The organism is Pseudoalteromonas sp. Xi13 (assembly GCF_003952205.1).
GTDB lineage: Bacteria > Pseudomonadota > Gammaproteobacteria > Enterobacterales > Alteromonadaceae > Pseudoalteromonas > Pseudoalteromonas atlantica.
In genome coordinates this window covers 1145396-1164778 of record NZ_CP034439.1, presented here as the reverse complement: position 1 = coordinate 1164778, position 19383 = coordinate 1145396, and the positions used below count along the sequence as shown (strand labels likewise).

Annotated in this window: 19 protein-coding genes; 3 read left to right on the top strand and 16 right to left on the bottom strand. The window is 39.7% G+C overall.

Translation table 11 applies throughout. The features are described 5' to 3' along the window. Nucleotides 1–31 precede the first annotated feature (31 nt). From EJ103_RS05255 to EJ103_RS05220, 8 genes are all read right to left on the bottom strand, one after another. Nucleotides 32–562 (bottom strand): redoxin domain-containing protein, encoded by a 531-nt coding sequence (locus tag EJ103_RS05255; protein ID WP_126006405.1) that lies wholly within the window; start codon nucleotides 560–562, stop codon nucleotides 32–34. A 140-nt stretch (nucleotides 563–702) separates the two neighbouring features. Next, nucleotides 703–2097, bottom strand: coding sequence for a sigma-54 dependent transcriptional regulator (locus EJ103_RS05250; RefSeq protein WP_126006404.1), 1395 nt, complete (start codon nucleotides 2095–2097; stop codon nucleotides 703–705). Between the two features lie 11 nt (nucleotides 2098–2108). Continuing rightward, a complete protein-coding gene (locus EJ103_RS05245; protein WP_126006403.1) occupies nucleotides 2109–2480 on the bottom strand; it encodes an Hpt domain-containing protein in 372 nt (123 codons plus the stop codon). Between the two features lie 107 nt (nucleotides 2481–2587). Beyond that, nucleotides 2588–3400 (bottom strand): EAL domain-containing protein, encoded by an 813-nt coding sequence (locus EJ103_RS05240; RefSeq protein WP_241232297.1) that lies wholly within the window; start codon nucleotides 3398–3400, stop codon nucleotides 2588–2590. Nucleotides 3401–3708: 308 nt separating this feature from the next. Continuing rightward, nucleotides 3709–3999 carry a hypothetical protein gene (locus EJ103_RS05235; RefSeq protein WP_126006402.1) on the bottom strand — a complete coding sequence of 97 codons (291 nt, stop codon included), beginning with the start codon at nucleotides 3997–3999 and terminating at the stop codon, nucleotides 3709–3711. Nucleotides 4000–4482: 483 nt separating this feature from the next. After that, nucleotides 4483–7290: a PAS domain-containing hybrid sensor histidine kinase/response regulator gene (locus EJ103_RS05230; RefSeq protein WP_126006400.1), complete on the bottom strand. Its 2808-nt coding sequence runs from the start codon at nucleotides 7288–7290 to the stop codon at nucleotides 4483–4485. A gap of 10 nt (nucleotides 7291–7300) precedes the next feature. Continuing rightward, nucleotides 7301–7894, bottom strand: a complete 594-nt coding sequence (locus EJ103_RS05225) for a cysteine hydrolase (protein WP_126006397.1) — start codon at nucleotides 7892–7894, stop codon at nucleotides 7301–7303. Nucleotides 7895–7915: 21 nt separating this feature from the next. Continuing rightward, a complete protein-coding gene (locus EJ103_RS05220) occupies nucleotides 7916–8947 on the bottom strand; it encodes a response regulator (RefSeq protein WP_241232296.1) in 1032 nt (343 codons plus the stop codon). A 260-nt stretch (nucleotides 8948–9207) separates the two neighbouring features. Here EJ103_RS05220 and EJ103_RS05215 point away from each other — a divergent pair, with 260 nt between their 5' ends. From EJ103_RS05215 to EJ103_RS05205, 3 genes are all read left to right on the top strand, one after another. Further along, the gene (locus tag EJ103_RS05215; protein ID WP_004587283.1) at nucleotides 9208–9471 is read left to right on the top strand and encodes a GrxA family glutaredoxin; all 264 of its coding nucleotides are present in this window, start codon (nucleotides 9208–9210) and stop codon (nucleotides 9469–9471) included. A 162-nt stretch (nucleotides 9472–9633) separates the two neighbouring features. Next, nucleotides 9634–11451, top strand: a complete 1818-nt coding sequence (locus EJ103_RS05210) for a DEAD/DEAH box helicase (RefSeq protein WP_004587284.1) — start codon at nucleotides 9634–9636, stop codon at nucleotides 11449–11451. Nucleotides 11452–11582: 131 nt separating this feature from the next. Continuing rightward, the gene (locus tag EJ103_RS05205) at nucleotides 11583–12173 is read left to right on the top strand and encodes a membrane protein (protein WP_024031896.1); all 591 of its coding nucleotides are present in this window, start codon (nucleotides 11583–11585) and stop codon (nucleotides 12171–12173) included. A gap of 81 nt (nucleotides 12174–12254) precedes the next feature. Here EJ103_RS05205 and EJ103_RS05200 read toward each other — a convergent pair whose 3' ends face one another. From EJ103_RS05200 to prmB, 8 genes are all read right to left on the bottom strand, one after another. After that, complete coding sequence (locus tag EJ103_RS05200; RefSeq protein WP_126006395.1) at nucleotides 12255–13811, bottom strand: AbgT family transporter; 1557 nt, start codon at nucleotides 13809–13811, stop codon at nucleotides 12255–12257. Between the two features lie 151 nt (nucleotides 13812–13962). Further along, nucleotides 13963–14238 (bottom strand): YfcL family protein, encoded by a 276-nt coding sequence (locus EJ103_RS05195; protein ID WP_004587288.1) that lies wholly within the window; start codon nucleotides 14236–14238, stop codon nucleotides 13963–13965. A 4-nt stretch (nucleotides 14239–14242) separates the two neighbouring features. Beyond that, on the bottom strand, nucleotides 14243–15373 hold the full coding sequence (locus tag EJ103_RS05190) for an ATP-NAD kinase family protein (protein ID WP_126006393.1): 1131 nt from the start codon (nucleotides 15371–15373) through the stop codon (nucleotides 14243–14245). Beyond that, entirely contained in the window at nucleotides 15363–15917 is a 555-nt protein-coding gene (locus tag EJ103_RS05185) for an elongation factor P hydroxylase (protein ID WP_126006391.1), read from the bottom strand. The genes EJ103_RS05190 and EJ103_RS05185 overlap by 11 nt, the downstream gene beginning before the upstream one ends. Nucleotides 15918–16018: 101 nt before the next feature. Next, the gene (locus EJ103_RS05180; RefSeq protein ID WP_054982195.1) at nucleotides 16019–16666 is read right to left on the bottom strand and encodes a glutathione S-transferase family protein; all 648 of its coding nucleotides are present in this window, start codon (nucleotides 16664–16666) and stop codon (nucleotides 16019–16021) included. Between the two features lie 119 nt (nucleotides 16667–16785). Next, on the bottom strand, nucleotides 16786–17163 hold the full coding sequence (locus EJ103_RS05175; protein WP_024031891.1) for a DUF4112 domain-containing protein: 378 nt from the start codon (nucleotides 17161–17163) through the stop codon (nucleotides 16786–16788). A 119-nt stretch (nucleotides 17164–17282) separates the two neighbouring features. Next, a complete protein-coding gene (aroC, locus tag EJ103_RS05170; RefSeq protein WP_126006389.1) occupies nucleotides 17283–18380 on the bottom strand; it encodes a chorismate synthase in 1098 nt (365 codons plus the stop codon). Nucleotides 18381–18438: 58 nt separating this feature from the next. Next, nucleotides 18439–19374 carry a 50S ribosomal protein L3 N(5)-glutamine methyltransferase gene (prmB, locus tag EJ103_RS05165; RefSeq protein ID WP_004587294.1) on the bottom strand — a complete coding sequence of 312 codons (936 nt, stop codon included), beginning with the start codon at nucleotides 19372–19374 and terminating at the stop codon, nucleotides 18439–18441. Between the last annotated feature and the right edge of the window lie 9 nt (nucleotides 19375–19383).

The window sequence follows — 19383 nt, the reverse complement described above, 5'->3', positions numbered from 1 at the left end:
AAAATGTGCCCTTTTCAATCGTTAGTATTCATTATTTTATAAACGTACCACGAATTGGATAATCGTTTTCCCGTGAAAATTTAATTCCTGCTAATACCTGCTTAAGGCTTGGGCGAACAAACGGGCTATTTGATTTATCTAGCATCTGAACTTGGTTATCTTCATTTAGAACAATAATGCATGGCTCTGCAAATGGATGGTCGGTTTCGGCATCACTACGAGGCTCGCTTATGTATAAACCTAAGTCAGTCATTTGCTCTATAGTCAAATTATAATAAAGCGGAAAGTTCACATCTATTTTTTCAAAGTGCTTTTTAAGCTGTGCTTCACTGTCAGCACTTACTGCTACAACTTCAACACCGGCTTGAGAAAAATCATCATGCATGGTTGCTAATTCGTTAAGTTGCTCAGTACATTTAGGGCAATGCTGCCCTCTGTACACCACTATCATTTTCCACGGTTTTTCGCTTACGCGGTCAACTATATTCACATCATTGTGATCTAAATCGCTTACTACTAACGGCTGCATTACGCTGGCTGGTTGTAAATTAACGTTACTCATTGTGATCTCCTTTTACTATTAAACTTGGGGTGTAGTAATAGAGCTTAGGGTATCTTTTTTTATTTCAACCATGAAAATGTAACCAAGACGTTTTTTTGCTCACGGTGTCGTTTTAATTACACCGCTAATATGGAGGGATGTTAAGACCAACCTTTTATTTTTCTATATATTGTAGATGCACTTACACCTAAATAAGCAGCGGCGAGTGGAATGTTATCGTCACAAATTTCTATAGCAGATTCAATAGCACGCTTTTCTATTTGCCATAATGGCTCTATGTCATGTACACCCATTAGTGCACCTGCTTGTGTGGGGTTGTTTGCAGGTAGTGTACTCGTTGTTTTTACAGAAGCGGTAGAGTCAACCCCGAATGAGCTAGGTAGCATATCTAGCTCGATGACTTCGCCTTCATTAATCACAACTGTATTTTCAATTACGTTTTGTAGCTCTCGGATATTTCCTGGCCAGTCATAATTACAAAACAGCTTTTCTACCTCTGGTGAAAAACCTATAAACTGCTTTGCATTACTCTCACTTTTTTGTTTTAAAACATGTCGAGCAAGTAGCAATATATCGTTACCACGCTCTCGCAGTGGCGGTAATTTAACAGGAATAACATTAAGTCTATAGTATAAATCTTCTCTGAATCGCCCTTCAGCAACCTCTACAACAGGGCTACGGTTAGTTGCACAAACAAGCCTGACATTACTGTGTAAAACTTCGCTACTGCCCACACGATTAAATACGCCTGTTTGCAAAAACCGCAGTAATTTAGCTTGCAGGTTTAGCTCCATTTCGCATAATTCGTCTAAAAATAAAGTACCTCCGTTTGCAACTTCTACCGCACCTTTTCTGTCACTTAATGCGCCGCTAAAAGCGCCTTTAACATGGCCAAAAAATTCTGACTCAAATAAGTCCGCAGGTATAGCTGCACAGTTTATCGCGATAAATGGACCTTTACTTCTTGGACTTGCATCATGTAACGTTTGTGCACATACCTCTTTACCTGTGCCGCTTTCGCCAGTAATAAATACGCACGCTTTACTTCGAGCGGCGCTATCTAACAGCCTAAAAACTGTTTGCATCGCTAAAGATTCACCAATAAACCCAGATGCGCTATGAGACTCTTCTTGAGGAGCATTTTGAGGTAATGATTCTTTTTGGGTAGAGGCACTTTCTACCGCGCTAACTAGGCGCTGGCCTGAAAATGGCTTTTCTAAAAAATCGAAGCCACCTAAGCGCATAGCCTCAACGGCCACATCAATAGAACTGTTAGAAGTTATCATCACTACATTAGCTGGGGTAGATTGCTTTTTAACAAACTGAAGAACTTCAAGCCCGCTTATATCTGGTAAACATACATCTTGTACAATTACATCCGGCATAACTTCTTTTATAGCAACTAATGCAGAGTAACCGTCTGTAAAATGTTTACATTCATACCCCGCTTGCTCTAATTGGCTAGCATATAGTGCACCACTAGCAATACTATCTTCTACTACATACACCAACGCTTTTTGTTTGGTTTGATTCATAGCACAGCCTCTTAGGTAATATTTTTTGCCATAAGCTGATACGCATCATGGGTCTTTTCTAAGTTATGCTGAACTATTTGTGCAGCGCTAATATTCTCTTTGGTATTTACAGGAGGTGAATCATGTAGCTGACTTGCAAGGGCGGCGAGCGTCATAGCCCCATAAAGCGCTGCAGAATTTTTAAGGACATGCATTATCTCTTTAATTTTATCTACATTTTTCTCTTCAATAGCAGCGTCTAAGCGTGTAAGCATTTCTTCAAGTTCATTAATAAATAAGTTTACCAACCTAACAAGCGTAAGTGAGCCAACGTCTTGCTCAAGCTGGGCCAAAACATGTGACTGGGTAATACTATTATCGATGTATTCTTCTGGTATTGGCATAAAAGGCCTTTATTTATTATTGTGCTAAACAGCTGTATTTTATGTTTTATACTTTTAGAATAAGTTGTTTTTCGCATTTTGCAAATCAAGACATACCACTTTACACATCATTTAAGCCACGTTGCTGTGCTATTTTCCAAACTACTTGGTCTACCTAATAAATAACCTTGCGCTACATCGCAGCCTAACTGCTCAAGGATTTGTAATTGCTCTCGCTGTTCAATCCCCTCTGCTATCGTTTCTAAGCCTAATCGCTGGGCCATAGCTATAATCGCACTGCATAAAGTAAAGTCTTCATTATTAGTTGCAATTCCATTAATAAAGCTGCGGTCAATTTTCAATCCATCAATGTTAAACTGCCTTAATAAGCCAAGCGAGGCGTAGCCAGTCCCAAAATCATCCAGCCAAACCTTTACACCTTCTTTATTAAATTGCTCGAAGGTTTTAGCAATTTTATGAGGGCTATGGATCAAGGCCGTTTCAGTTAATTCTACTTTTATTGAAGCCGGATCAACATTGTGTTTTTTTAGTAGCTTCATTACCTTAGAAAACACATCACCTTCAATAATTTGTACCGGCGAGATATTTAAAGAAATAGTGATGTCCTCCATCCCTATTTTTTTCATTTTGCTAAAATCATGCAGCGTTTGCTCTAATATCCAATCACCTAAATCGAGTATCATTCCTGACTGTTCTACATGCGGAATAAATTCATCAGGTCCAACAATACCGTAGCGAGGAGACTCGCATCGGACCAAAGACTCAAAGCCCATAAGTTGACCCGAGGTTAACGACACAAGTGGTTGATATACCATTTTAAAGTAATGGTTTTTCATAGAGTGAGCCATTATTTGCTCAAGTTCATGCCACCGAGCCATATTGACCGTATTTATAGACTCTAAGGTATTAAAAGCATTCATGATTTACTCCAAAATTAATGACTCACGAGAACTACTTGTAAATAGCAAATTGCAGACCATATTCGCCCACTAACAAATAAAAATAAAGCCTTTAAAAACAACTAGCTACATAAACAAAAAAACCTAACCTCAATTAGTTACACTTTTTTGCATTTTGCAAATCACCCTGAATTGCAAGTTGATGGCCTAAAGCTAATTTTTAGGTGGGAGTGAATTAATTACAAAAGCCTATTTTTGAGAGGGCATAAAAAAGCTGGCCTAATTGCTTAGAGCCAGCTGAAAAGTAAATACTAAAGGAGAAGTATTAATTAGTTATTCAAACCTTGCGTGTTTTGAATTGCGTTTTGCTGTTCGATATTTTGCGCGAAATTTAACGATTCACTTTCAAGGTCATTGGTATTTGAGGTAGATGAATTGTACTTAGTAGCAAAAATTTCAGTATTCGCTTTATTAACGGGCTCAATTGTCACTGTGCCTCTTAACGCTGTTGTACCTACTATTACTGCTGCAACAATAATAATAGACAGAACCATTAATTCAGGTGTTAATACAAAAGACATCTTTTTTGGTTGCTGTTTTACTTTAGTGTTAGTTTGCATAATGAGTACCTTTAAAATTAATAGCGACTAAATTTGATTACGTATCAGCGATGAAAACGCTTTACTTACCTGTACTATTGCGAAGGTTGTGCCAAAACGACGAAGTTTTTAATTAAAAAATTTAATATATTAAAATTCATATACTTAAGTTTAAATTAAAATAATTAGCTTAAATTTTATTTAATCTTTATTAGTCCGGTTAAAGTGAGGTGTCATTATGGTTTGCAAAATGCAAATCAAATTAAAAAACATACCTAAAAACTAGGTGAGTTTTAGTAATTAGTTAAAAGTAATTAGTTTTTGTGCCGTTTTTTAATTATTTTATCGTTTACATGCCTTTAAATAGAAGAAATACAATTTAAAGAATAATAAATAAGCCCTCTCTAGCATTTTAATAAAAGCGTCATTTTTAAAGCCTTTACCTAATTTATAGCTAAAGAGCCTAAAACCAAGGCTAAGCACTAAAAATGGGTAATAGCAGCTTTATTTTAAAAGCGTCCATATTTCGCTCATACGCTCAAGTTTTGTATGTTTTAAGTTACTTAATTTAGGCAGGTGCTTATCTAATAACGCGTTAAGCTTATTACCAATAATAGGTTTTGCTAAATAGTCATTCATACCCGCTTCAATAAAACGCTCTTTATCGCCATGTATTGCATTTGCAGTTAAAGCAATAATTGGCGTAACTATAGATAACTCCCTTATTTTTTTTGTTGCAGAAATACCATCTAAAATTGGCATTTGTATATCCATAAAAATTAGGTCAACTGTTTGATATTGCACTTTTTCGAGTGCTTCTTGTCCGTTATTTGCTATTTCTACAGAGCAGCCTTGTTGCTCTAAGAGTTGTTTAACGACAATTTGATTGTTTTTATTATCTTCAACTACAAGAACATAAGTACCTTTAAATGGCTGATTAGCCTTTTTTTGCCCGTTGATAGCTGTATCTTTTTTATTCGTAAATATTATATCTAAATGAAACAGTTGTTCGTCTAATATAGAAATAGCACGAGGTAGATGTGAAGGCTTAAAAGGACCATTAACTCTTAACATTCCATCGCTAGGGGCAGCTGCTTTTTGAGTTTTACCAAGCAAATCTATAAACAAAAGACAGGGCTTATTTAGGCAGTCATAACTTTTTAAAAAATGCTCGGCTGCCAATAAATCATCTTTATTAGTAACAACAATAGCGTCCGGTGTAATAATATTTTTGGGTAACGCATTAATATCGCTAAACCCGGTAAAAGCAATCGAGTGACGCGTTAACATATGCTCTATCGCTTGATTTAAAATAGAGTAGCCACTAAATATCCATACTTGCGGCTTTTTGCTTCTAGCCGAAAACCCTTCCCTTTGCACACTGTCGGTTGTATCAATTGAAAGTGGGTAATTTACAATAAACTCACTGCCTTTGTTGAGCTCAGAACTGACCGAAATACTCCCACCAGCTGCATCACATATTTGCTTGCAAATAGCTAACCCTAAACCACTACCACCGTGCTCTCTGGTAATTGAGTTGTCTGACTGAATAAATGGCTTAAACATGCTATCAAGTTTATTTTTAGCTATGCCTATCCCAGTATCTTTAATGCTAAGTTGCAGGGTAAAATTATTATTATCAAATTCTATACATTTTGCTTTTATAATAAGCGAGCCGGTTTGCGTAAATTTAATTGCATTAGAAAGCAGGTTTATAGCAATTTGCCTAATCCGCACATGATCCCCCACTACTTGTGCAGGCACATCGGGGTAAAAATCGAATATTAATTCTAGGCCTTTTTGGACGGCGCTTTCGCTAACAATATCGATTGCTTCTTCTAGACAGGTGTCGAGGCTAAAGGGTTGGTTATCTATAGAGATAGCTTGCGCTTCAAAACGCGAGTAAGTTAAAACATCGTCTAAAATACTAAGCAACGCATCTGAGCTTGTTTTTATCATTTGTGTATAACGTTTTTGCTCAGTAGTTAGCCCAGTGTCGTGCAGAATGTCGGCACACCCTATTACCGCATTAAGCGGCGTACGTATTTCATGGCTAATATTGGCCATAAAACGACTTTTTGATTCGGCTAAGGTTTCTGCTTGGTGCTTAGCATCAAGTAATATTTGCTCTGCCACTACACGCTCTTGAATATCAACAACGGTTGCTGCTATTGATGTTAAGCTGTCGTCGTTATAAGACTTTATTGGTGTTAGGGTCATTTCAACCCAGTTCTCTTCACCTGTAGTCTTAGTAAAACGTACATCAAATCGCTCTATACCACGGTGTCCATTTTGATACCGGTTTAAAACATCCCTAACCTGCTGCGCATCTTCAGTAACTATAAAATCATCAATTGGCAGGCCTATATTTTTGGCTATATCAGTCTGAAAAAAGTCTTGCCACGCTTTATTCATAAACAAAAGTTTACCCTGCTCATCTAACCTTAAAACAATCTCAGGGATATTATCGACCACTGAATGATAGTTGTATTCTATCTCTGCCATTGCTTGTTCGGCTTTAACTCGCTGCGTAATATTTGTTTCAATTGCTATAAAATGCCTAACTTTATCGTTTTCATCTTTTACTGGCGTGGCATCTATTGCAACCCAGTATTCATTGTTATATTTATCGTAATTAACTGTTTCTATTTGAAAAGGCTGACCATTTTTAACCGCTTTAGCCATTAACTGGCGCGACTCTAGGCTGGTTTTAGGCCCTTGCAACAGTTTACCGGGGCTAAGCCCGATGACTTCTTCACATTTATAACTAGTAAGCGTTTCAAAGCTTTTATTAACCCATTCTATTTTGCCAAATTGGTCGGTAATAATAACTAAATTATTTGTGTGGCTGGCGACTAAAGATAAACGCTTTGCGTACTCTTGCTGCTGGGTAAGAAGATATTGAAAATCTTTATGTCTTTGGATGTCGTGTAACGACCCTATAAAGCCACCATTGTCATCACACGCTAGACGAAGCTCAAACCAATTAGCTAAACCATCACTATTATTTATTTTAAGTTCTAAACTGGTATTTGATTCACCATCAAGTACAGAGCATGTATACGCACTAAGTTTTAAAGCATCTTGCTTAGTTAGTAACGATGTTATTTTTTTACCTATTAGCATTGGGGATGTAAAACCGAGCTTACTTTGCCAAGCTTCATTTATGTAACTAAATGCTAAGTTTTTATCGCATTCAAACACGCACTCATCTAGTAATGCTAATAACTTAGATTGCCTGCGCGTATTAGCAGAAAGCTGCTCAATTAACGCGTAATGTACTTGTACTTGAAGCTCATCTTTCTCTTCCATATACGCCTCATTAGTCTATTAGTTCTTGATGGCTACACACTGTGGCGTATAGAGGAAAAACTTCTTCGCAATAAAATGATTGCTCAAATGGTGTTCTACTCGAGGTACAGTCACTTAAAACCGTTACATTAAAGCCAAGTTCAACTGCTGAACGCGCCGTTGAATCTATACAAATTGAGGTAACAGTGCCTGCTAAAACAATATTAGTGATGCCATTTTTATTAAGCACATTTGCAAGCTCTGTATGAGTAAACGCATTTAACCCGCGTTTACCGGGGATTTGCATAATACGTTTGCCATATTTATCAAATTCTTTAATGCCTTGAGCACCATAAGAGTCGGCTTTAAAAGCCCCTACTTCGGCAATCACTTTTAAAATACCAATTGGGTTTTTAAGCTCGCTATAATCTTGTGTAAAGTGAATAGGCGTACTGAGCACTAATGCAAATTTATCTATGTATTTGTCTAGCAGCGCTAACGTGTTATTTACCACGCCGGTTACTCTTGATGACTCTTCAACCACTTGGTATAAAATGCCATCAGGCGAAAAGTAATCATTTTGAAAACCAATGAGCAGCAAAGCTGTTTTTGATAAATCGTTCATAACGTCCTCCTAAACGGGCCTTTAGGCAGCTTGCCAAGGCTTAATAAACTCTTCTAATACAGCTTTTGTTACCGGTTTTTGAAGATAGTGCGTCACCCCTTTTTCGAACAACTTAGCAATTTGTTGCTCCTCAGTAATGCCCGTTAAAATAACTTTTGGCGTGTTATCGTTTGGGGTGTTTTGTTTAATGAGCTGCTGAGCCACATCACTGCCAAACATACCTGGCATACGCTCATCTAACAGCAGTAAATCGAAAGGTTCTTGCTGGGCAATAAGTAAGGCACTTGAGCCATTTTCTGCACAGGTTACTGCGCAGCCAAGCATTTCAAGCATGACTTTGGTCGCAACTTGGCTTGGCAAGCTGTCATCAGCAACCAATACAGATAATTTGCTGTGGGTATTTAAATTATTAACCGCATTTACTAAGTCAGTATCAAAAAACGGCCACGCCAATACAGGTTGAGAAATAGCGTGATGGCTTTGCAGCTCACTGAGCGCATCAAATGCGCAAATTTTTATACTCTGAGACGCCCCATTATTTAAAAAGTTACTCGCAAGTTGCTCTGCAGATAGGTGACGCGCATCTTCAATTTTTAAAGCGTTGGTGTGGTTGCTATCGGCGAGTTTTAAACCATAGTTTTTCGCACTAAAGTTAACTAGGTAATGAATGCTTTGCTCTAAGTCGTCTTTACTATTGGCTGCGCTAATAAACTCTTTGTTTGTATCTACCGATGAAATTGGCTCACGGGTTGCTAGTAAACCGTGTATATCAATGGTGTGCATTTGAGGATTCGAATCTACCCAGTAATTTAAATTAATGCCCTGTAAATTGGCCTCTACTGTTAGCAAAAAATGGCTTTTAGCGGCTTTTAGCGAAGGCAAAATAAACGCTTCACACTGGATAATCATTTGTTCAGGAGACACCTGTAAACAAATATAATTACACTGTAATTTGTTGATGAGTGTAATTGCCACATTTGTGTTGTCTGCTTTGCAAAAGCGGGCAATTACCCCTTGAATAATTTCTAAAACATGGCTGTTATTACTCATCATCGTTCCTAATAAGAATGGCTCTGTAGTTAAATATCAATTTACATGCCACTTGCAGCGTCTTTACTAATACGATGAATTCATTAGATTTAAAAATTACACATCCTTTAAATAAATGCGCTTTTGCAAATTGCAATTCAAAATGCATGGCAAATGAGTAATTAAGCAGTTAACACTAAAACAGAATTAACCAATCGATTTTTTGCGCTTTAAATTATTAATTAATCGTTTAATATGAACCCAACTAAATTGAGGAGAGTATTATGCTTACAGTAATTTTTGGCCGCGAAGGCTGCCCATTTTGTGTACGTGCTAAAGATGTTGCCGAGCAACTATCAAATGAGCGTGATGATTTTAAGTTTCGTTACATCGATATTATCAAAGAAGGCATTAGCAAAGCGGATTTAGAAAAGTCTGCAGGAAAACCATGCCCAACTGTGCCGCAAATTTTTGTAGATCAAACTCACATTGGTGGATTTACTGAATTTGAAGCTTACGCAAAAGAAAATCTAGGCCTATATAAATAACGCTTTGTATATAGCTTGTTAACCAGTTTAAAAAATCAAATATTTAAACTGGTTAAATTTCGACCAACATCAACCACATACAAATTAGTTGTAATTTATACAAGCAATTGCCTCGTATTTCCTATACAATGCGCGCCTCTTTAAATTCGTTGAGGCGTATTAATGTCAGAACCAGTCACGTTTGAATCTCTAAATCTTTCTCCTGCAATTTTAAAGGCAGTTGAAGAGTTGGGTTACAAGACACCATCTGAAATCCAAGCTCAATGTATACCGTTATTGCTAGAAAGAAAGGACGTACTGGGACTAGCACAAACGGGTACAGGTAAAACTGCAGCATTTGCACTGCCGTTACTAAACAATATTGACCCGTCTGTGAAACAGCCACAGATCCTTGTACTCACACCAACACGTGAGCTTGCGATCCAAGTTGCTGAGGCATTTGAACAATATGCAAAAGGTACTCGTGGTGTTGAAGTATTAGCACTGTACGGTGGCCAAAGCTACAGCATTCAATTAAGCGCACTTCGTCGTGGCGCACAAATTATTGTTGCTACTCCGGGTCGATTAATCGATCACATAAACCGTGGCACTATCAAGTTTGATGCTTTACAAGCACTTGTACTTGATGAAGCCGATGAAATGTTACGTATGGGCTTTATCGATGATGTTGAAAACATCATGGAAAAAACACCGCGCGAAAAGCAAACATGTCTTTTCTCTGCGACCATGCCTAAGCAAATTCAAAACATTAGCAGCAAATATATGAATAACCCTGAACAGGTTCATATTTCTGCGCGTAACTCAACTGTATCATCTGTTGAGCAAGTGTTTTGGAATGCACACGTACATAAAAACAAAGCCATTGTTCGTTTCTTAGAAGCAGAGCAATACGAAGGTGCTATTGTTTTCGTACGTACACGTAACGACACAGTGCAACTTGCTGAGTTACTAGAACGCGAAGGTTTCTCTGCTGCGCCACTTAATGGTGACATGAACCAGCAAGCACGTGAACGCACGGTAGATCGCTTAAAAAGCGGTATGCTAAACGTTGTTATTGCAACAGACGTAGCAGCACGTGGTCTTGATGTAGACCGTTTAAGCTTAGTTATCAACTACGACATTCCGCAAGACTCAGAAGCCTACGTTCACCGTATCGGCCGTACAGGTCGTGCTGGACGTACTGGTAAAGCAATTTTATTTGTTAAGCATAACGAACGTTATTTACTTAAAAATATCATTCGTCATACTAAGTCTGAAATTGCACAAGTTGAGCTACCTACAGCTAAAGTAGTTGAAGAAAAACGTATTAATGCGTTAAAAGAAAAGCTTACGCTTGCTCTTGAAAACAAAGACATTACGTTCTTCAATGAAGTTGCTGCTAGCATGGCACAAAAACTAGACTTATCTTTAGAAGACCTAGCGGGTGCATTACTGTGTTTAGCACAGCAACAGTCGCCAATTAAAGTTGAAGAAGTTAAGATTCAACCTCGCAACGAGCGTAATACACGTAACGAGCGTGGCGATCGTAATGACCGTCGTCGTAACGAACGTGGTGACCGCCCTGAGCGTAAACCTCGCGAGCGTAACAGCCGCGATGCAGGCCCTATGGATACTTACCGTATCGAAGTGGGTCGTGAGCACGGTGTACAGGTTAAAAACATTGTTGGCGCGATTGCTAACGAAGCTGATATCTCAAGCAAGTTTATTGGTGACATTCGTCTACACGACAGTCACAGTACGGTACAATTACCGCAAAACATGCCTAAAGATGTACTTGATCACTTCCAAAAAGTGTTTATTTGTAAACGCCCAATGGGTATGACACTAACACAAGATCAAGGCCCAGCTGAGCCACGTGGTGAACGCGCTGAGCGCCCAAGTGGTGATAAAAAGCGTAGCTTTAACAAAGACAACCAACGCGGTGATAAGCGTGGCGGTCCTCGTAAAGAACGTCGCCCTGTGAGCTTCACATCTAACTAAGCTTTATAGCTTACGTTATAAAAAACCTTGCCACGAAAGTGCCAAGGTTTTTTTGTTTTAAAGCCACTGCTTTTGTAAAAAATAAAAACTCTGTAAACTAAGAAAAATTATAATTCACGGACGAATTCACATTGAAAAAGTATTATGACAACTTGCTCTTTGCAGCAATAATAAGCTTTCCAATACTGAGCATTGCCATGCTTATGTTAATGGATTTTACCGATCCGCCATTTATCGAAAATAAAATTTATGAGGCTATTTTTTATATAGCGCTTCCTATTTTTTGCGGGGCATCATTTATCTATCTCCATGTACTTGTAATCAAAAAATATAGACGTTGCAGTGACTATAGAGAGCACCTTAAAGATAGCTTTTCAGATACAAAAATGAAGTTATCATTAATCTTCATCTACCCATTACTCCCTTTGTTAATCTATGCGACTCTCTATTTTTTACTCTCTGCCCCCATTGAGTTATGGGCTTACTACACGCAAGGCGATTATTGGTATAAGGAATATATCCTCACTGATGTACAAGAATGTGGGTCTGATTATGAAGATAGTTGTACTCGTTTATACTTCAAAGACCCTACAACTAACAAAACGCACGACTTTAGATGGTACGACGATAAGTCTACAATAATGAATAACAAAAACGATTATGTGTATATTGTTGGTGAGGCGAGTTTATTTGGCTATACAGTGAGAGAATTAGAAAGGTAATTAACACTACTTTTTACATTGCTGCATTTTTATATAAAAAACCTCACTCCAGTGAGTGAGGTTCATAAATTAAGGTTTAAGTTAAGGTAACGCCGGATAAACGTAACTAGCATCTAACCCTAACGGAATACCGAGTGCCCAATACCCTAGCAAGAAAATACTCCAGCCAATCATAAACGCGATTGAGTAAGGGATCATAAGCGCGATGAGCGTGCCTATACCGGTATCTTTTACGTACTTTTGGCAGTACACCACAACCAATGGGAAATAAGGCATAAGTGGGGTAATAATGTTTGAGCTAGAGTCTCCGATTCTGTAAGCCGCTTGGGTTAAATCGGGTGATATACCTAGCTGCATTAACATTGGTACAAAAATAGGCCCCAGTAATGCCCATTTTGCTGAGCTTGAGCCAACGAACAAGTTTACAAAGCCGGTTAAAAATATAATACCCACAACCGTTACGGCGCTGGGTAACTCCATTGCTTTTAAAAGCTGCGCCCCTTCAATGGCCATTAATGCCCCTAAGTTAGACTTAGAAAACGCAGCAATAAATAACGCACAAAAGAACGCCATTACAATGTAATAAGCCATGCCACTCATCGCGGTACTCATCGCATCTATCATATCTTTTGAGTTTTTAAAGGTACCAACGGTAAAACCATACACGGCACCGGGTATCCAAAATAATAAAAAGATTAAAGGCACGATAGATTGCATCAGGGGCGATCTAAAATTAGTTAGTGAGCCATCAGCACTGCGCATTGCTGAATCGGCAGGAGCGGATACAAACGCAAGTAAAGCAAGTCCTGCAATCATTACGCTACTGGCTATAAAAAAAGCGCGTTTTTCATCACTTTTAGCTTCATCAAACGCGGGTAAGTTTTGGGTGTCTTCATTAAGTGCTGTGTTTTTTAACCGAGGCTCTATTATTTTATCAGTGATATACCAGCCTAATAACACAATAAATAAACTCGAGGCAGAAGTGAACGCCCAGTTATTAAGCGGGTTAATCGACATATCGGGGTTAATAATTTGCGCTGCACTTTGGGTAAAGCTTTGCAGTAATGGGTCTATTCCTGATGGGATAAAGTTAGCGCCAAATCCACCACTCACACCAGCAAATGCGGCTGCAATACCCGCTAATGGGTGTCGCCCTGCGGCAAAGAAAATAACACCCGCTAATGGGATCACTAATACGTAGCCAGCATCGGTTGCTGTATGGCTTACAATAGCTACCAAAATGACTGAAGGGGTTAGCAGTTGCCTTGGGGTAACTTTAAGCATTAGCTTAAGGCCCGTATTGATATAACCCGAGTGCTCAGCCACTCCCACACCTAACATGGCAACCAGTACCACCCCTAGCGGTGCAAAGCCTGTAAAGGTTTTTACCATAGAAGATAAAAACGAGGCGAGTGAGTCGCCCTCTAATAGGTTATTTACAACAATGGCTTGGCCAGTCCGTGGGTCTAACGCGTCAAAGCTCACCCCCGACAGTAGCCACGAGCACAACCAAATAAGTAACATAGCGAATAAGAAAATAATCGCTGGATCGGGAAGTTTGTTACCAACTCGCTCCACAAAGTTTAAAAAACGCGCGATTAACCCTGTAGGTACCGCAGCTTGATTATTATTGTTCATTTAAAGCTCCCAAAATAGGTTTAAGTAACAATATACTATTAATGTGTAACAGTAAATTAACTAATAAATCTATTATGGGCACAAATAGAGCATAAAAAAACGCGGCTCCATTACCGTCGCCGCATTTTTATAATTGTGAACTAAACATTGGTTAAGCGAGGGCTTTCACTTCTTCCCAAAGCCTAACAACCAAGGTTTTATCTTCTTCGTTTAGCTCGCCATTGCGGTATGCTTTTACTAAGCTTTGCTCCACGGTTTCGTTGAGCTCATCAATAGAAATTGTCAGCTCTTCGACTTCTGCATAGCCTACTGCAAGGTCGTAATGTCCGCGCAAGTAACCACCAGCGAACAGCTCATCATCTGTTGCTTTAATTACTAAATCATCAAAGTATTGCTGCGCAGCATCAATATAATTCACTAAACTCATTGTGTTACTTCTCCTGGTTTTCATAACCGACAGCATACATAATATGGTCGTTATAGCCGGTGGTTACTTTAATGTAACCTGTTAATTCATCATCTAAAGCGCTGTCGCCGGTGTCACAAATAAGTGGACGCCCGTTCAACGCGTGTAATTTGGTTTTAGTTGCCACCACAATAATGTTTTCTTTGCCAATGGTGCGAATAAGCTCAGGGCTTAGCTGCTGATTCCCTCGACCAAAAATATGGCCTTGCCCGCCTATTAATGTAATAACTAATTGAGTCGCTTGCCCGTGCGTGTACTCAAGTAGCTGTTTAGCAGTTAAGTCTTGCGCAACTAGGGTTTGATCTTTAATTAAATCTACGCCTAATAAAGTATTATCTAGCCCCATTTCTTGCATTATTGCTTCAACAGTTGAGCCACTACCCATAATGTAATAGGTGTCTTCATCCATTTCGCTCACCACATGCGCTGCAATGTCGGCAAGTACTAATTCGTCTGTTTCTTTACCACCATTTTTAACCGCTTGTACATAACGTACTTCGCTTGGTATTTGCATTTCACCGTAGCGCTTAGCTTTTACGGTGCCTTGCCTAAACGCCTCTTCGTCAATATCCATTACATCGGCATCTGCAAGTGTAACTAGATCGCCTTTTACTAGCATTTCTACTACGCGCCCTGCTGCTTTAGGTGTAATTGCATATACGCCAGAGTGAATTTTACAGCCAGCAGGTATACCCAGCACAGGTACGGTATCTTCTATGGCATGACAAATATTGCGCGCAGTACCATCGCCACCAGCAAACAGGACTAAATCTACGCCCAAATTTTTAAGTAGTTTAGCGCTAGCCTCTGTATCATCGGCGCTTGTTACGGTATTGGCGGTATAAATTACTTCAACATTAAAGCCTAGTGCGCGGGCTGCTTTTTCGCCCATATCGCCATTTACAGTATAAATTGTTAACTGCTCTTTATAGGGTACAAGCACTTCTAGGGCTGCCTGTGTGCGGCTGTTAGCTTTGGCTTGCGCACCCAGCTCAATTGCCTTTGCAGCAGTGTTTTCGCCATCACTGCCTTTTAAAGCAACGCTGCCACCAAGTCCTGCAACAGGGTTAATAATTAAGCCTAACTTAAACTGCATTTTGTAACTCCTGAGGGTGGTGCCAATTAAATTGTTGAGCGGTTAACGGCCACGGTGTTTTATAAAAATCACTTAACGCTTTTAATAATGCATGGGTACGTGCGTTAACTCCCTGCTCTAATAACATTAATACTTGCTGGTGTACTCGCGCCTGAAAGTCAAACCGGCAAGTTTGCTCGCCGTTCAAGTTATCTACCGACACATTAAAATCAAAGCCAGCAGCGGTGCTGAGCAGCCACTCTATGGCTTGTGGTTTTATTTCTACGTTTTCAAATTCAGTTTGCTGGTGTTTATCTCGCCCATCTGGGCAGTACCAATACCCATAATCTTCAAGCTCTCTGCGTTTATTGCCAGCCACTAACCAATGCGCTATTTCATGTAGGGCACTGGCGTAAAAGCCGTGTGCAAATACAATTTGATTAAAACCATGGGTATTATTGGCAGGTAGATAAACAGGCTCATCATCGCCTTTTACTAAGCAAGTGTTATGGCTTTGATAAAAAACACTATCGAAAATAGATATAAGATCGGCTATGTGATGCATAAAAACTGATTAATTCGTCTCGGTTACAGCGCAAAATTAGCGCACTAAAAACGAGACGAATTGTACGGGCTTTTACCTTTAAAGTAAAAGTGATGAGCGAGTTATACCTCTACTCCCGCCTCATCGCACTGCACTATATCGGTTTCTGTAAGTGCTTGGGTTATCCACTTTTGCAAAACAGGGCAACGCATCACAAAATCACAATACTGCTGCGCCGCTGGGGATAAGGTAATCTGATACGTTTTTAAACGAAGTACAATGGGGGCGTACATCGCATCGGCAATACTAAAGTCGCCAAAAAACCATTCATTAGGAAACATATCTTGCTGCTGGGAAAATATCTCATCAATACGTTGAATATCTTTTAGTGCAGCACTTGATAGCGTTACTTTACGTGTAGCTCTTATATTCATCGGCATTTCGTTTCTCAGTGCCATAAAGCCGGCATGCATTTCAGCGCTTAATGCGCGCGCTGTAGCTCGCTGTGTAATATATTTAGGCCACCCTGCTCCCGATAAATGGGCATCGTTAATATATTCACAAATTGCGAGCGAGTCCCACACCTGCAAATCTCCATCAATTAACGCCGGCACTTTTTGAACGTGGAAGTGTTGTTTTAGTTCGTCGTAAAAGTCACTGGTGTCGAGCACAAGCTGGGTTTCGTCAAACGGGACATCAAATTTACTCATTAAATACCATGCGCGTAATGACCAGCTAGAATAGTTTTTATTACCGATAAATAATTGCATTTTGTATATACCAAAGTGAATAGGCTTCCCTACTTTACTAGGTGATTAAACAACCAACAACACTTTGTTTTTTATTCTTAATGCTAAATTTAAAGCCTCTAAAATAAACAGTATTACTATCAATTAGCTAACTGCGCATTTAAATGTTTTTTTAATAAACGGGTATTGCGGGTGTTGGCTTTAAAAAAAGCATCAAATATATCGCCAAAAAATGGAACTAAGCCGCCTACAAAATCAATCAGCATATTAATGATCATCTTCGTTTTTATGCGTTTACTTACGCCCAAACGCTGCGCCTCTACCAGTACATAGCTTGATAAAATAAGCCCTGCGGCATCACCTATAACGGGTATTAAACCAATCACAGCCTCTAAGCCAATATTAAATTTAGTAAAAGGGATACCAATGCTGCTGTCTGTAAGCTTACTAAAGCGCTCTAGCCTTGCTATAGCAGCTTGGGTTTCAAGGTGTGTGTTATCGTGCTTATTATCGTTCATGATTACTCTCCTCCTTAAAACAGTATATAGCGCAAACTTGAACAACCCCTGAAAGGCTTAAAAGCAAATTACAGGCACAAAAAAACGCGGTACTCCGCGCTTTTTTAAAATATTAACGGTTAAACAGAGCCATTAATTGGTCTATGTTCGTGGTTAACATGTGGGTTTTGCCCGCGCTGGCGCAGTAAATGGTCCATTAAGGTAATGGCCATCATTGCCTCAGCAATAGGAATTGCACGAATACCAACACACGGATCGTGGCGCCCTTTGGTGATCATCTCTACTGCTTCGTTTTCAGTATTAATACTTTTACCTGGAATAGTGATACTTGATGTAGGCTTAAGCGCAATAGAGGCAATAATATCTTGCCCTGTAGAAATACCAGCAAGTACGCCACCCGCGTGGTTTGAGGTAAAGCCTTCTGGGGTTAACTCATCACGATGCTCTGAGCCTTTTTGCTCTACCACATCAAAGCCATCGCCAATTTCTACACCTTTAACGGCATTAATGCTCATTAGTGAATGCGCAATTTCAGCATCTAGCCTATCAAATACAGGCTCGCCTAATCCTACCGGTACGTTGCTAGCCACTACTTTTACTTTAGCGCCCACTGAGTCACCTTGCTTTTTAAGGTCTCGCATGTACTCATCAAGCGCTTCTAGCTTACTTGCATCAGGGAAAAAGAATAGGTTGTTTTCAACTTCATCCCAATCGTAGCTTTCAGCTTTTATTGGCCCAAGTTGGCTTAAACATGCTTTTACTTCAATACCATGAAACTGCTTTAAGTATTTTTTAGCAATTGCGCCTGCCGCTACACGAATTGCGGTTTCACGCGCAGAAGAACGACCACCGCCGCGATAATCGCGCAGGCCGTATTTGTGCCAGTAAGTGTAATCGCCATGACCTGGGCGAAACACATCTTTAATTTTACCGTAGTCTTTTGAGCGCTGATCGGTATTTTCGATAAGTAAACCAATGCTTGTGCCTGTGGTTTTACCTTCAAAAACGCCTGAAAGAATTTTTATCTGATCGTCTTCTCGGCGCTGCGTTGTATAGCGGCTTTGCCCTGGTTTACGACGGTCTAAATCAATTTGTAAGTCAGCCTCTGTGATCTCAAGGCCTGCGGGAGTACCATCTACAACACCGCCTAGGGCAACGCCGTGGCTCTCACCAAAGGTGGACACTTTAAACAACTGCCCTATGCTATTACCTGCCATTAACTTTCCTCATTCCTAATGACTACAAAAGTTGCCGAGCATACGCTCGGCCTAAAATTTATTTTGCAAAATACGTATCAAGCTGCGCTTTGCTTATTACAAATACACCTAAGCCGCCTTGCTCAAACTCAACCCACTCAAATGGTGCGCCCGGATACAAAGCATCCATATGTACCATAGAGTTACCAACTTCTACAAATAACAAACCGTTATCAGTTAGATGATTGCTAGCATGCTCTAAAATAGTACGGGTAACGTCTAAGCCATCATGCCCAGATGCTAAACCAAGCTCAGGCTCATGATGAAATTCTCGTGGTAAATCAGCCATGTCCTCAGCATCAACATACGGTGGGTTGGCTACTATTAGGTCATACTTTTGCCCTGGTACACCACTAAATACATCTGACTGAATAGGCAGTACGCGGTCACTTAGCATATAGTCGTTTATGTTTATATCTGCTACTTCAAGCGCTTCATACGAAATATCAACCGCATCTACTTGCGCCGTTTCAAACGCCTGAGCAAGCGCAATAGCAATACAAGCAGAGCCTGTGCATAAATCTAAAATACGGTTAACGCTTTGCGGCTGCTCAAGCCACGGTGAAAACTTATTAGCAATAAGTTCAGCAAACGGCGAGCGCGGAATAAGCACACGCTCATCAACATAAAATGGCATGCCCGCAAACCAAGCAATGTTTGTTAAATAAGGAACCGGCGTGCAGTCATTTATACGCTCTGCGATTAACCCTGCTAGGCGGTTTTTTTCTGTGCTTGTTAACCGCGCATGCATTAACTCTTTGGGGGCATCAATAGGTAAACTTAGCGCAGGAAGTAATAAGCTAACTGCTTCATCCCACGCGTTATCTGTGCCATGTCCAAAAAATATTCCACTACTTGCAAATTGGCTTGTAGTCCAGCGTAACCAGTCATGTAACGTTGACAGTTCTGCAACAGCTTCATCAAGTGTTGCTTCTTCTATTTGTAAATCACTCATATTTTTTAC